General features: G+C 69.2%; 12 protein-coding genes. 7 read left to right on the top strand and 5 right to left on the bottom strand.

The window, feature by feature from the left end; translation table 11 throughout:
- Positions 1-4: 4 nt before the first annotated feature.
- From IT306_08830 to IT306_08815, 4 genes are all read right to left on the bottom strand, one after another.
- The gene (locus IT306_08830) at positions 5-793 is read right to left on the bottom strand and encodes a hypothetical protein (protein ID MCC7368514.1); all 789 of its coding nucleotides are present in this window, start codon (positions 791-793) and stop codon (positions 5-7) included.
- A 46-nt stretch (positions 794-839) separates the two neighbouring features.
- A complete protein-coding gene (locus tag IT306_08825) occupies positions 840-2,615 on the bottom strand; it encodes a DUF1957 domain-containing protein (GenBank protein MCC7368513.1) in 1,776 nt (591 codons plus the stop codon).
- Between the two features lie 192 nt (positions 2,616-2,807).
- Entirely contained in the window at positions 2,808-3,386 is a 579-nt protein-coding gene (locus IT306_08820; protein ID MCC7368512.1) for an NUDIX hydrolase, read from the bottom strand.
- Between the two features lie 2 nt (positions 3,387-3,388).
- Positions 3,389-6,211, bottom strand: a complete 2,823-nt coding sequence (locus tag IT306_08815) for an aconitate hydratase (GenBank protein MCC7368511.1) — start codon at positions 6,209-6,211, stop codon at positions 3,389-3,391.
- Between the two features lie 390 nt (positions 6,212-6,601).
- Here IT306_08815 and IT306_08810 point away from each other — a divergent pair, with 390 nt between their 5' ends.
- From IT306_08810 to tenA, 7 genes are all read left to right on the top strand, one after another.
- Positions 6,602-7,039: a hypothetical protein gene (locus tag IT306_08810; GenBank protein MCC7368510.1), complete on the top strand. Its 438-nt coding sequence runs from the start codon at positions 6,602-6,604 to the stop codon at positions 7,037-7,039.
- Positions 7,040-7,138: 99 nt separating this feature from the next.
- A complete protein-coding gene (locus IT306_08805) occupies positions 7,139-7,576 on the top strand; it encodes a transcriptional repressor (GenBank protein MCC7368509.1) in 438 nt (145 codons plus the stop codon).
- A 12-nt stretch (positions 7,577-7,588) separates the two neighbouring features.
- On the top strand, positions 7,589-8,101 hold the full coding sequence (locus IT306_08800) for a MaoC family dehydratase (GenBank protein MCC7368508.1): 513 nt from the start codon (positions 7,589-7,591) through the stop codon (positions 8,099-8,101).
- Positions 8,102-8,741: 640 nt separating this feature from the next.
- On the top strand, positions 8,742-9,353 hold the full coding sequence (locus tag IT306_08795) for an ECF transporter S component (GenBank protein ID MCC7368507.1): 612 nt from the start codon (positions 8,742-8,744) through the stop codon (positions 9,351-9,353).
- 73 nt (positions 9,354-9,426) lie between these two features.
- Positions 9,427-11,211 carry an ABC transporter ATP-binding protein gene (locus IT306_08790; protein ID MCC7368506.1) on the top strand — a complete coding sequence of 595 codons (1,785 nt, stop codon included), beginning with the start codon at positions 9,427-9,429 and terminating at the stop codon, positions 11,209-11,211.
- Positions 11,208-11,993: an energy-coupling factor transporter transmembrane protein EcfT gene (locus IT306_08785; GenBank protein ID MCC7368505.1), complete on the top strand. Its 786-nt coding sequence runs from the start codon at positions 11,208-11,210 to the stop codon at positions 11,991-11,993. Before IT306_08790 ends, IT306_08785 begins: the two co-directional genes overlap by 4 nt.
- 48 nt (positions 11,994-12,041) lie before the next feature.
- The gene (gene tenA, locus IT306_08780; protein ID MCC7368504.1) at positions 12,042-12,734 is read left to right on the top strand and encodes a thiaminase II; all 693 of its coding nucleotides are present in this window, start codon (positions 12,042-12,044) and stop codon (positions 12,732-12,734) included.
- 15 nt (positions 12,735-12,749) lie between these two features.
- Here tenA and IT306_08775 read toward each other — a convergent pair whose 3' ends face one another.
- Positions 12,750-13,658 (bottom strand): Rieske 2Fe-2S domain-containing protein, encoded by a 909-nt coding sequence (locus IT306_08775; protein MCC7368503.1) that lies wholly within the window; start codon positions 13,656-13,658, stop codon positions 12,750-12,752.
- Positions 13,659-13,854 lie beyond the last annotated feature (196 nt).

The raw sequence follows: 13,854 nt of genomic DNA, 5'->3' as shown, positions 1-13,854 counted from the left end.
CCGCTCATCCCGGACGGCGCTGGCGGAACCCGGACGCCTGGGGGTGCCCGCCGCCCCCCAGCCGCTTCGCGACCTCGCTGACGTCAAAGCCCGGCCGAGACCGCAGTGACCAGCGCAGGGTGCCCTCGGCGTCCTCGAACCACGCCCCGACGAACGGCGCGTCAGGATAGCGGTCGAGCATCTCCGCGCCCACGTCCGACCAGTGCGCCGTCGCGTTGACGACCGGCACGCGGTGGCCGCCGATCTCGCTCCAGCGGGCGTGCGCCACGATGCTCTTGACGGTCTGGTCGCGGAAGCGCAGGATCGCGACCCCCTCGGCCGCCAACGCCCGCATGTCGAGCTGATCCCAGACCTCGAAATCCATCGGGTAAGACCCGAGCGCCGCCGTGACCTCGCGGCTGTGCGGCAGCTCGAAGCGCCAGAGGTCGCGGTCCTGGACGTAGCCGACCAGTGGCGGCGCGGGCACGCCCGGGTGACAGTAGTCCCAGGAGAGCATCGCGCCCGACCGCTGCATGTCGAAAATCGCATACGGGAGATCGCCCAGCTCTTCACAGGCCGACTTGTGATGATCGAGAATCACCAGCTCGCGCACCCGGTCCTTCAGGGCCAGCGTCTCGGCGCGCGGGTAGACGATATCCACCATCAGCACGGATGCATCCGCCGTCAACTCAGGCGGCGCGTCGCCGTGGCTCACGGGCAGGTAACGAACGGCGTCGCCCCAGGCCTTCCAGGCGGACCATGCGCCGCCGAATCCGTCGGGGCAGTTGCCATGGTACAGAACGATGCTCGGCATGGGGGCTGGCGAGGTACGCACGGTTGACGGCGATGAAGAGCTGGCGTCAGCTGCCACTGGCACTCCATTCAGGGATGGCTGAGGGTGACCCACTGGCATATTCTGGCGGGCCGGGCGGCGAGCCAGACGTCTCGGTCCGGTGGAAGTCGGAGCCAGACGGACCGGCTGTGCCCGTGAACGAAGCCAGCGTGCCGTACGCGCGTGGCGCCCAATCTCGGTAATCGACGTCGGCGAAGACGCGGTCGCGCTCCCACAGCTCGGCGGCGAGACGCTGGCCGGCCGCATCCACGACGCCCCGTTCGGCAACGCTTGCCAGGCGGTCGAAGCGCTCCGCATGCTCGCGGAACCGTTCGTGCGCGTACTCGCCAGCCTGCCCCATCGTGATGAGGGCCGGCCAGTCGCTGGCCTGAAGCAGCAGCAGTTCGCGGGCTGCCTGCGAGAGCACGTCGTGCAGATCGCCCTCGGCGTGCGGGAATCTGGCAGCCAACGCCTGCAAGCGGGCTTCGGCTGCGTGGATCACCGCCCACATCCAGTGGGTATCGACGTTGTCCCAGGTGAAATGCCGGCCGGCCATGCCCCACGAACTCTCGGGCAACGCAATCGACTCGGTCGGGGGGTGCTGCTCGGCGTATCCGCCAGCGGTGACCAGATCGACGGTCTCGCTGCGCGCCAGCCGCGCGAGCACCTCGCCAAGCCAGCGGACGCCCTCGAACCACCACGTCCCGAAGAGCGCCGCATCGACCATCGCCACGACGATACCTTGCTCGCCGGTCCGCTCGTAGTACTCGCGGAGGGTGTCCTCGACCACGCGCGCGAAGTGATCCGCGTGCAGGCTGATCTTGCCCTCGGCCCAGTCCGGATGGTACCAGTCGCGCGCGGCAAGGTCGATCTTGGTGCCGGTCACCCTCCAGTAGCGCAGACCGGAGATGCCGTCGCGCCGGTTCGCTTCGCGGTAGTCGAAGTCGCCGGGGTAGCCGTGCGCCGTCGACCAGATCTGCAGGCCCGAGCGGGTGTTCCGCGCCAGGACGGTCAGGCCGGACTCGCCGACCCCGTACGGGCGGAACGTCGAGCGGTCGGTGGCCGGGGATGACGCGGCCAGCGGCACCTGATACCGCTTCGGCACGCTCGGGTACGGCCCGACCACGTCGTTCATGGCCTTGCCGACCGGCCGCCCGCCCACCACGGCGTGCGTCTCGGCAAAGAACAGCGAGAACCCGAACTGCGACAACAGGTGCTCAAGGCCCGGCCGCACCGCGCCGTCTGGACCGCCCGTGGCCGGCCGGTAGCCGCACTCCGGCAGCCAGACCGTACGCGGCTCGCGGCGGAAGTCGCGGCGGTACGAACGGACGGCTGTCGCCAGTTGTGCATAGACGGAGGAGTCCCGCGAGAGCAGCGGCAGGTACGCGTGGGTGGCCGCCGTGGTCGCAAGCTCCAGGTGGCCGCTGTCCTGCAACCGCCGTGCAGCGCCGATCAGGTCGCGGTTGAAGCGCCCACGGAAGACCGCGAGCGTGCGGTTGTAGAAGTCCTCGTACCAGTGCGCGAGGTAGCGGGCGTGCAGGTCGCCGGCCCGGTCGAACCGCGTCACGTCGTGGGCGGCCCGCTCGGCACGTTCGAGCACGTACCCCTCGAACCGCTGCGCGACCTGAGGATCTGCAAGCTGCTCGGCCAGGATCGGTGAGATACTCAGCGTCAGACGGGCCGGCACCTCGTGTTCGGCCAGGTCCGAAAGCGTCGAGAAGAGCGGCAGGTACGTCTCGGCAAGCGCCTGGTGGAGCCAGAATTCGCCGTGCAGCCAACGGCCCGTCTGCCGAACATACGGCAAATGGCCCTGCAAAACGAAGGAACAGGCGCCGTACTTCACGAACTCCCCTCGCTCAGCACCAGTCTGCAGGTGATGGTACAACGTTGGTGAGGCTGTACGTCTTCTGGTGAGCTATCGGACGACGCTCTCATTGCAACAAGCATGCCGTTCGGTGAGCGAACATGACCGGCCGGCCAGGACCGGTCATCCAGGTTACGGATCGTTCCGCTGGGCGAGGTGCGCGCGGATGTGCGGCTCGGCCATCAAGAGCGCGAGCGCTGACTGGGCATCGTCGATGCGTCCATCACGCGCCCGCGCGAACGCATCGTCAGGGTCGAGCAGCACCCGCTCGATCAGCTCCATCGGCTCAAGGGCCGGGTCAACCAGCTCCACGTCGAGGCCCAGGAACGCATGGTGACGTGACGAGAGGCTGCCGGCGCAGGCGTAGTACGAGCCAAGCGGCACCAGCCGCCCGCCGACGCCGCCGACCTCTTCACGCAGCTCGCGCTCGGCCGCCGCGATGGGCGGCTCGCCGGCCGCGATCATGCCGCCGACGACCTCCCAGGTCCAGGCGCGGGCCGGCAGCCGGAACTGCCGGATCACCACGACCTTCCCATCCGTCGTCAGCGGCACTACGAAGGCGGCGTCGGTCGTCTCCAGGTAGGTGTAGACGATCTCGTCGCCGGTGTGCAGGCGCACCTGATCCTGGCGCACATGACGCCAGGGCGATTTGAGGAGGTACTCGGTGCCGAGTACCTCCCACGGGTGCGCCCGCTCGTGCTCGCGGGCCAACGCTACTCGGACGCCAGCTTGCGAAGCACCATCGGCAGGATGCCGCCGTGCCGGTAGTACTCCCACTCAATCGGGGCGTCCACACGCGCCAGCACCTTGAAGGTGAAGGTCGAGCCGTCCTCGCGAGTGACCTCGACCGGCAGGATCTGGCGCGGCTTGATCCCCGCCGCGATGCCCCGGATGGTGTACGTCTCCGCGCCGGTCAGCCCGAGCGACTCGCGTCCCTCGCCGTCCATGAACTGGAACGGCAGGATGCCCATCATCAGCAGGTTGCTGCGGTGGATGCGCTCGTAGCTCTCGGCGATGACCGCCTTGACGCCCAGGAGCTTCGGCCCTTTGGCGGCCCAGTCGCGCGAGCTGCCCGTGCCGTACTCCTTACCAGCGATGACGATCAGCGGGATGTCGTTCGCCTGGTACAGCTCCGACGCCTCGAAGACCGACATCGACTTGCCGCTCGGCAGGTGCTTGGTCCAGGAGCCTTCCTGGCCGGGGACCAGCTCGTTCCGCAGGCGGATGTTGCCGAACGTGCCGCGAACCATGACCTCATGGTTGCCGCGCCGCGCGCCGTAGCTGTTGAACTCGGCCGGCTCGACGCCAAGCTCGGTCAGCAACCAGCCGGCTGCGCTCTTGGTCGAGATCGACCCGGCCGGCGAGATGTGGTCGGTCGTCACCGAGTCCGCGAGCTTCAGCAGGACGTGCGCGCCCTCGACATCGACTGGCGGGGCCGGCGTCGGCGCCATGTTGCGGAAGTACGGCGGCTCCTGGACGTACGTGGAATGCACATTCCAGTCGTACAGGTCGCCCGTGGGGACTGGCAACTGCTGCCACGCATCGTCGCCCTCGAAGACGCTGGCGTAGTTCTTGGCGAAGACCTCGGGCGTGACCGCCTCCTGCACCGTCTGGCGGACCTCGTCCTGGCTCGGCCAGATGTCGCGCAGGTAGACCGGGCTGTCGGTCGGGTCCGTCCCAATCGGCTCGTTGACGAGGTCGATGTCCACGGTGCCAGCCAGCGAGTAGGCCACCACCAGCGGCGGCGATGCCAGGAAGGACGCCCGCACCTGGGCGTGGACGCGGCCCTCAAAGTTGCGGTTGCCGCTCAGGACCGCCGCGACGATCAGGTTGTGCTCGTCCACGGCGTCGGCCACGGCGGGGATCAGCGGGCCGCTGTTGCCGATGCAGGTGGTGCAGCCGTAGCCGACCGTCTGGAAGCCCAGCGCGTCCAGGTACGGTTCGAGGCCGGCCCCCTTCATGTAGTCGGTCACGGCCCGCGAACCCGGCGCAAGGCTGGTCTTGACCCACGGCTTCGGCCGCAGGCCACGCTCGACGGCCTTCTTGGCGAGCAGGCCAGCCGCCAGCATCACGGACGGGTTCGAGGTGTTGGTGCAGGAGGTGATCGCCGCGATGACCACCGAGCCGTGATCGACGGTGACCGTCTCGGAGGCGCTGACCGGGACGGCGACCGGGTCGGGAGTCAGGTCGGCGTTGTCCGGCGAAGCCGGCTGGCCGACGGACGCCTTGTCAGGCGCGGAGGGCGACGCCTGGGCCGGCAGCGGGTCCGAGGCCGGGAAGGTATCGGCCACGGCGGCCGTCGAGGCCGCCTCTTTCTTCGACGCGCCGTTGCCGAGCTGGCTCTCGTACGCCTGGTGGAACGCCTTGCCCACGTCCGCCAGCACCACACGATCCTGCGGCCGGCGTGGCCCCGCGAGGCTCGGCTCGACGGTGGCGAGGTCAAGCTCCAGCAGATCGTCGTAGACCGGGTCCGGGGTGGCGTCGGTGCGGAAGAGGCCCTGCTCCTTCGTGTACCGCTCGACGAGGTCGATGACCTCTTCCGAACGGCCGGTCGTCCGCAGGAACGCCAGCGTGGCCGCATCGACCGGGAAGTAGCCCGCCGTCGCGCCGTACTCGGGGGCCATGTTGCCGATGGTGGCGCGATCCGCGACCGGCAGCCGGCCCAGGCCCGGGCCGCAGTACTCGACGAACCGGCCGACCACGCCGTGCTTGCGGAGCATCTGGGTGAGGGTCAACACCAGGTCCGTCGCCGTCGCGCCCTCCGGCAGCTCGCCGAACAGGCGGACGCCGACGACCTCCGGCACCAGCATGTAGAGCGGCTGGCCCAGCATCGCGCCCTCGGCCTCGATGCCGCCGACGCCCCAGCCCAGCACGCCAAGCCCGTTGACCATCGTCGTGTGGGAGTCGGTGCCGACGAGCGTGTCGGGGAACGCCACCACCTCGCCGTCGATGGAGCGCGACTGCACGACCTTCGACAGGAATTCCAGGTTCACCTGGTGGCAGATGCCCGTGCCGGGCGGCACGACGGTCATGCCGTCGAACGCCTGCTGCGCCCAGCGCAGGAGCTGATACCGCTCCTGGTTGCGCTCGTACTCTTTGGCAACGTTGCCCGCGTAAGCGAGGCTGGAGCCGAACAGATCGACCTGCACCGAGTGGTCAATCACGAGATCGGCGGGAATCAGCGGGTTGACCTTCTGCGGATCGCCGCCGAGCCGCGCCATCGCCGAACGCATCGCGGCGATGTCCACGACGGCCGGGACACCGGTGTAGTCCTGCATCAGCACGCGGGCCGGCAGGAACGGCAATTCGGCCGACTTGTCGCCCTTCGGCTTCCAGGAGGCCAGCGTCTCGACGTGGGACGCCTCGAACGGCTCCTGGCCGGCGTAGCGCAAGACGTTTTCGAGCAGGATCTTGACGACGTGCGGCATCCGCTCGACGTCGCCCAGCCCCGAGAGCGCCGACAGCCGGTACATGGTGACCGAGCCACTGGCCGTTTTCAGCGAATCACGCGCGCCAAACGCGTCGGCTCTTGCCATAGGAGTGTGTCCCCCTCGTCATCCGGTGCAGAAGGTCCTGCATGGTGGAGTCTGCGTCGTGGGGTCTGCGAGCGAGCGCCGGTGCCTCGCCTGGGACACTCGATGGCTGGTCCCATCAAGCCGGCTGTTCCTGCCGTCATCTCGCGGCCCGTCATTCGGACGAATCTTACTACAGCCCACAGGGGCGGCAATCCGGTCGGCCAGGGGTGGCGATCGAGTCGGCTGGGTGCGAGCTATGGGCCAGCAACGGCAGGTCGTCAGAACCGAGAAGCCCTGCCATCCGTACTAAGAAGCAGGTGGCGGTCTGCGCGGCGGGCAGCACTCGCGGATCGCACAGCCGTTTTCGGCGGCGAGCGGCAAACACCTGCCGACTACACACGAGAGGGCACCATGAAGCGCATTCGGTTCGGACTCCTGGCAGCGGGGCTGGCACTCCTGGCTGGCACGACCTTGATGACCGGCTCGCAGCCGGCCGCCGCCCAGACGGCCTCCCACGTGACCATGACGCTGAACGAGTGGTCGATCATCTCCGATCAGCCAGCCGTCCCGGCCGGCGACGTGACCATTGACGTGTCGAACATCGGCGAGGACGTCCACGAGGTCATCATCATCAAGAGCGACCTGGACATCACCGCCCTGCCGCCCTCGAAGGTGCGCGGCGAGGTGGACGAGGAGGCCATCGGCGAGTACATCGGGGGCTTCGAGGACGTGGCCCCGGCCGCGTCGATGTCCGGCACGCTCTCGCTGGCCCCGGGCCGGTACATCCTCCTCTGCAATCTGACGAACCACTACACGAAGGGCATGGTCGCGACGCTCACCGTCGACTGACCGCCACACCGACGCGGAGGCCCCCTGGGCGTGTGGGCCTCCCTGCGTTGATCGCCCCGCTCGAGGCGTGGTACCGTTCGTCCCGTCAAGGGGGTCTTGATGGGCCAGCTCGTGCATACGCTCAAGGAGCGCGGCCACCGTCTCACGCCGCAGCGGCAGCTCATTCTTGATGCCATCGAAGCCGCCGAGGGGCACGTCTCCGCCGAGTCAGTGCATGCCCAGGTCGCGGCGCAGTTCCCCCAGGTGAACATCTCGACCGTCTACCGGACGCTGGAGCTGTTGCAGACGCTCGGGCTCGTGACGCACACCCACTTTGACGACGGCATCGCGCTGTACCACCTGGCTGAGGACTCGAATCATCAGCACATGGTCTGCCGGACGTGCGGCTCCGAGCGCCAGATCGACGTGCGGGAGCTTGCGCCGCTCGACCAGCATCTGCGCGAAACGTACGGCTTCCACGCCGATCTGGCCCATTTCGCGATCATCGGTACCTGCGGCGATTGCGTCGGCAAGGCCCTGCCGACGCACACGCACTGACTGCCAGCGACCGTGCCGCGTGTCGATCCGCTCGCAGATCGGTTCTTCGAGGACTTCCCGCCCGGCCGCATCTTCGACGCCGGCCGCGTGAGCGCCGGCGAGTCGGAGATCGTCGCGTTCGCGTCGCAGTACGATCCGCAGACGTTCCACACCGATCCAGAAGCCGCGAAGGCCTCAGCGTACGGCGGCCTAATCGCCAGCGGCTGGCATACCGTGGCGCTGACGATGCGCCAGATGGTCGCTCACGTCTTCGGCGAGACGAACGGTCTCGGATCGCCGGGCATCGACGAGCTGCGTTGGCTCGCGCCAGTCCGCCCCGGTGACACGCTGGCCGTCCGCGTGACGGTGCTGGAGGCCCGGCCCTCGCGCAGCAAGCCAGATCGCGGGCTGATCCGCTTCAAGGTCGAGGCGGAGAACCAGGACGGCGTCATGGCGATGACGCTGGTGGGCCTGGGATTCATGAAGCGCCGCCCGGCATCGCGGCAAGGTGATTGCATGTTCGTTGGTGTTCCCAGAACGTCGTGAAACGCGCAGTCGGGGGTTGAAACCCCCGCCTATACTCATTCCGTCGCTACGCGACGAAGGACGAGAACAGCCGTCGTCCGGTGGGACTGGAGCGTCGCGAAGCGACTGCAGGATGGTAGGCGGGGCTTTCAAGCCCCGACCACGCTGCACGACGCGCCCAACGTGCAATCGCCCTGCGGCATAGCGGCAGCGCTCGCACTCGCGCGGATCGGCTGCTATAGTCACCAGTACAACTGAAGACGCGACCGGTACGCTGGGGGAGCGAGCAGCTGAGAGGCGGGGTCAGGCCCACCAACCCCTCGAACCTGATCTCGGGAAGCCGTGCGAAGCGCCAGACGCTTCGGAGCGGAAGACGAGCGTAGGGAATGCGACCGAAGGATGGCGACCACCGTGGTCGGGCCTTTGGCTTCGCGGTGGTCGTTCTGCGTCATGCAGAGACGGTCAGCCGCAAGCAACAGCCGCCACGGCGGGACGACGGCCCACCCGGTGTGCGTGGGGGGCTGTTCTCCCGCGCGGCTCGCCACATTCGACGCGCCCTCCCGCGCGTCGCCGCCGCCCACGCCCCCCCGCGATCCCGTTCAGCCGGGCGCGCCGCGGCGCGGACGTTCCAGCGGAGCCTGGAACCGGGGAGGGTGGCAGCGTGGCAGATGCGCGAGTGGCAGAGCCGACATCGGTCGATCAGGGCAGTTGGAAGACACGCGACTTCATCGTGGCGGCAGCCATCGCGGTGCCGCTAGGCGTGGTCTGGTCGCTCGGATGGGGATACGTGTGGTCGGCCGGCCGATCCATCCTCCCAGAGCTCGGATTCGTCCTGGATGGCTTCTACGTCGTGGCGGCCGTGATCGTCGGGTACATCGTGCGGCGGCCGGGCGCTGCGCTGCTCGGCGAGATGCTGGCATCCTCGCTGGAGATCCCACTCACGCCGTTCGGGGCCATTGTCCTGTGGCTGGGGCTGTTGCAGGGTCTCGGCGTGGAAGCCGTCTTCGCCTCAACCCGCTACCGTCGCTGGAGCCTGCCGATCCTGCTGCTGGCCGGCGCGGCGGGCGCCATCGTGCCGTACTTCGGCTACACCTACTTCACCAGCAGCGTGGCCTCGCTGGGCATCGAGATTCAGGCGCTGCGGCTCGTGCTGAAGCTGATCGGCGGGGCGATCTTCGCCGGGTTGATCGGCAAGCTCATCGCCGACGCGCTGGCGCGGACCGGGGTGCTGAACAACTTCCCCATCGCGCGAGACCGCGTCCGCGAGGTCTGAGTCGGATGGACCTCCTGCCATCTCGGGCGGCGGGCACGCTGACCCTGCCGCCCACCATGTCGTCGGTGCGCCGATGCCGCTGATCGAGGTCTGTGGTCTGACGTTCAAGTACGTCGGGCGCAAGCTGCCGACGCTGCAAGACGTCTCGCTGACGGTCCAGCGCGGCGAGTCCCTGCTGCTGCTCGGGCCGAGCGGCTGCGGCAAGAGCAGCCTGGCCCTGGCGCTCAACGGCGCGATCCCGCACGCGCTGGCTGGCGACCTCAGCGGCAGCGTCCGCATCGACGGCCGGGACACCCGCACGACGTCCATGCCCGACCTCGCTGCGCGCGTCGGGATCGTGTTTCAGGATCCCGAGGCCCAGTTCTGTATGGTCAGCGTCGAGGACGAGATCGCGTTTGGCCTGGAGAACCTCGCCGTGCCCCGTGCGGAGATGGATGCCCGCATCGACGCAGCGCTGGCGACCGTCGGCCTGCTCAACCGCCGCACCGAGCAGATCGCGCGGCTCTCCGGCGGGCAGAAGCAACGGCTGGCGCTGGCATGTGTGCTGGCCTTGAACCCCGACATCGTGGTGCTGGACGAGCCGACGGCCCAGCTTGACCCACTCGGGGCTGCCGACGTGATGGCCGTCGTCGGGCGGCTGCGAGCCGAAGGGCGGCACACGCTGGTCATCGTCGAGCACCGGCTGGATGAGGTCGTGCCGCTGGTGGACCGGGCCGTCGTGTTGGGCGCGGACGGGCGCATCGTGGCGGACGGTCGGCCGCACGCCGTGCTGGATGACCACGGCCCATCGCTCGCGGAGGCCGGTGTCTGGACGCCGCAGGTCTCAGAGCTGGCCCGCCGCCTGCGAGTTGGCGGGGTGCCGGTCGAGCCGTTCCCGATCTCCCTCCCCGAGGCCGAGGCCGCCCTCCGGCCGCACGTCGAGACGCTCGACGCCCTGACGACGACGGCGCACACGGCGAGTGCCCAGCGCATCACCAGCGCGCATCCTGCGCCGTGCCCGCTGCTCGCCGTGCGCCAGGTCAGCTACCAGTACCCACGCGCCAGCCGTCCGGTCCTGAACGGCGTCAGCCTCGCGGTCGCGCCGGGCGAGCTGGTGGCCGTCGTCGGGGCGAACGGGGCCGGCAAGAGCACGCTCGCACGGCTGATCGCCGGCATCGTGCGCCCGCCACCCGGTGCGATTCTGCTGGACGGACAGGATGCCGCGCGCCTCGCGCACCGCGACGTGGCAACGTTCGTCGGGTACGTCTTCCAGTATCCGGAGCACCAGTTCGTCGGGCAGACGGTCCTGGACGACGTGGCCTACGGGCTGCGCCATGCCGGCGTCCCCGAATCCGAGGCGCTGGACCGCAGCCGCGCCATGCTGGCCGACTTCGGCCTGCTGGCGCTCGGGCCGGCCCACCCGTTCAGCCTGAGCCACGGCGAGCAGCGCCGGCTCAGCGTCGCCTCGATGCTGGTCCTCGGGCAGCGGCTGCTGCTGCTCGACGAGCCGACATTCGGGCAGGATCAGAAGAACGCCACGATGCTGCTCGACAAGCTCGAAGCGCTGGCGGCCGAGCAGCGCGGCGTGGTGGCCATCACCCACGACATGCGCCTGGTGTCCGAGCACGCCCAGCGCGTCGTGGTCATCGGGGACGGCACGGTCCTGTTCGACGGCCGGCCCGCCGATCTCTTCTCCGACCGGGCGCTGCTCGCCGCCGCGCATCTGCTGCCGCCGCCGCTCTGGGAGCTGAGCCAGCGCCTGGGGCTGCGCCAGTCGCTCCCACGCCTGGACCGGCTGTCGGTGGCGAGCGTGGCCACCGCGCTCGCCGAGCAGCCCGGCCGCCGGCCAGAGGCGCACGCAGGACGGCCGTCCGCATGAGGCAGTTTGTCTGGCATGAGGCTGATTCGCCCCTCCACCGGCTGAATCCGCTGACCAAGCTCGCCCTGGCTCTGCCGATGGCCGCCGTCGTCACCCTGTTCAACGAACCGCTGACGCCGTTGCTGCTCGGGGTCGTGGCAGCCCTGACCACCCGGACGCTCGGACGGGTGCCGTGGCCCAACATCCTCCGACCGCTCGCCCTGGCGCTGCTGCTCGGCTTCGGGCTGTTCTGGTCGAGCGTCGTGTTCTACGCCGGGCCGGGCGCGGACGGTCCGTCGCTTGTGCCCGGCCCGGTCTCGATCGCGCCGGCCAGTCTGCTGTTCGGCCTGACGGTCGTCTGTCGGCTCCTGGCGATCTTCGCCACGTCGATGCTGTTCGTGCTCACCACCAACCCCATCGATCTCGTGGCGGCGCTCATTCAGCAGGCCCGGCTGCCGGTCCGGGTCGGCTACGCCGTGTTCGCCGCCTACCGCTTCGTGCCGCTCGTCCACGAAGAGCTGGAGAACATCCAGGCGGCCCACCACGTTCGGGGCGGCGCCGGCGGGCGCGGCCCCCTGGCCCGGCTCCGGCGCATGTTCGGGTTCGCCATCCCGTTGCTGGCGATCTCCGTGCGGCGGGCCGAGCGGGTCGCCCTGGCGATGGACGCGCGGGGCTTCGGCGGCCACCGGCACCGGACCTACTATCGCCAGACGCACTGGACGTCGGCCGACCTCTGGTTTCTGCTCGGGGCAGCGCTCACCTGCACAGTGACCATACTCGCCGTTCGCCAGCTCGCAGCCTGAGTCACCATGTCACCAACGTCACCGCATGTCGCCCATGGAGAACCTGTGATGACCACCACCCCCGATGCACCCGCCAGCGTCGCGCTGACCCCACAGCTCTGGGCCAGTGCCGCCCCGATCTACGAGCGCATCCTGGAGCATCCGTTCCTGCAAGGCCTGACAAGTGGATCGCTGCCGGAGGAGCGCTTTCAGTTTTACGTCAAGCAGGATTCGCTCTACCTGCGGGAGTACGCGCGCTGTCTGGCCCTGGCCTCAGCCCGCGCCTCGTCCTCCTACTGGTGCGAGATGTTCGCGGCACACGCGCAGTCGGCCCTGAACGTCGAGCGCTCGCTGCACGAGGGGTACTTCGCGGCGTGGGGCCTCTCCCCGGCCGAGATCGAGGCGACGCCCGCCACGCCGACCACGACGGCGTACACCTCGTACCTGCTGCGCGTCGCTGGGACCGGCACGTTCGAGGAGCTGCTCGGGGCGATCTTGCCGTGCTACTGGATCTACTGGGAGGTCGGGAAGACGCTGATCGCGCACGGCTCCCCGAACCCCGTCTACCAGCGGTGGATCGACGCCTACGCCTCAGAACAGTTCGCGGCGGCGGTGCAACGCGTGCTGGACGCCGTGAACCACTCAACCGCGGACCTGCCCGAGAGCCGTCTCACGCCGATCCGCCGCCACTACCTCACCGCCAGCCGCTACGAGTGGATGTTCTGGGACGCCGCCTATCGCCTGGAGACGTGGCCCGTCTGACGGGCCACCCTCAACCTATGACAGCGCGGATCCCTCGACGGACGCGAGCATCCGGTCCACCGCGTCGGCGGGGGCGGATCGCGGCCGAACTTCGACCATCCCGTTCTCGATGCGCGTCTGGAAGCGCGACTGCGGGTAGGCCGCCGGCCCCTGGTCAACCGATCCATCGCGGATGTCGAACCGCGACTGGTGCCACGGGCACTCCAGACACCACTCGTCGACCAGCCGTCCCTCGGCCAGCGGAGCGCCCAGGTGCGAGCACTGGCCGTTCAGCGCGAAGACCTCGCGCCCCTTCTTCACCAGCACCAGGGGCACCGGGGTGTCGAAGAGTGAGACCTCGGCGGCCGTTGGGATGCCCTCGCGCAGCTCGCTGGCCGCGATCACGGGGATGAAGTCGCTCGGCGGCTGGGAGGTCTGCTCGACCTCCGGACTCCAGGCGTTCCGATTGACCCCCTGTCCCAGCGAGTACGACAACTCGCCGCCGAGGTAGCCGCTCGCGCTGACCAGCCCCATGCCGACGGTCGAGAGGGCCATGCCGATGCCTCGCCGGCCACCCCGGCGGGCCATCCAGGACAGCCCGTAGCAGGCGAGGGCCGCGCCGTTGAGCGCCGCGTGGCTCAGGCCGAGCCGACGAGGCTTCCCCTCGGTGTAGGACCAGTCCGCGAACCCGGCGGCGGCAGCCGGCAGCGACGCCAGGATGCCGAAGCCAATGGCCGTATCGGCCCCGCGTTTTGACCCCACCATGTCCAACACGCCGGCAGTCGTCCAGGCACCGATAGGCGCAGCCACCAGCATCGGGTGCAGCGCGTGCCCCAGCCAGGTGCCGTGCAGGACGTCCTTGAGCTTCGCGCCACGCTCGCCGGCCAGCTCGAAGGCCGCGGTCACCGCTTGCTGCACTTGTTCCGCCAGCTCATCGGTAGTCATGCACCGACCTCCAGTTCTGTGAGCACCGCGCCATTCGGCCACCGGTATCCTGAGGGCCGCCAACGGTCCCTGGCGTCGTCCTGTAGGCAAGAGCAGTGCCGGACGGCGTCTACCTTTAGCTGCCGAGGAGCTACCGACGGCCCAACACTGCGAGGCGGCCATGTAGCCCAGCATCGAGATAAACTGCTCACCATGG

This window comes from Chloroflexota bacterium (assembly GCA_020850535.1).
Taxonomy (GTDB): Bacteria; Chloroflexota; UBA6077; order UBA6077; family JACCZL01; genus JADZEM01.
Note: the sequence above shows the minus strand (reverse complement) of the source record. Positions and strands in the feature narration are given on the sequence as shown.

What these genes read in the sequence shown, in the direction of transcription:
- IT306_08805 (MCC7368509.1), top strand. Translation starts at nt 7,139, where the DNA reads ATGGGCCAGCTCGTGCATACGCTCAAGGAGCGCGGCCACCGTCTCACG.
- IT306_08775 (MCC7368503.1), bottom strand. Translation starts at nt 13,658, where the DNA reads ATGACTACCGATGAGCTGGCGGAACAAGTGCAGCAAGCGGTGACCGCG.
- IT306_08790 (MCC7368506.1), top strand. Translation starts at nt 9,427, where the DNA reads ATGCCGCTGATCGAGGTCTGTGGTCTGACGTTCAAGTACGTCGGGCGC.
- IT306_08815 (MCC7368511.1), bottom strand. Translation starts at nt 6,211, where the DNA reads ATGGCAAGAGCCGACGCGTTTGGCGCGCGTGATTCGCTGAAAACGGCC.
- IT306_08810 (MCC7368510.1), top strand. Translation starts at nt 6,602, where the DNA reads ATGAAGCGCATTCGGTTCGGACTCCTGGCAGCGGGGCTGGCACTCCTG.
- IT306_08830 (MCC7368514.1), bottom strand. Translation starts at nt 793, where the DNA reads ATGCCGAGCATCGTTCTGTACCATGGCAACTGCCCCGACGGATTCGGC.
- tenA (MCC7368504.1), top strand. Translation starts at nt 12,042, where the DNA reads ATGACCACCACCCCCGATGCACCCGCCAGCGTCGCGCTGACCCCACAG.
- IT306_08785 (MCC7368505.1), top strand. Translation starts at nt 11,208, where the DNA reads ATGAGGCAGTTTGTCTGGCATGAGGCTGATTCGCCCCTCCACCGGCTG.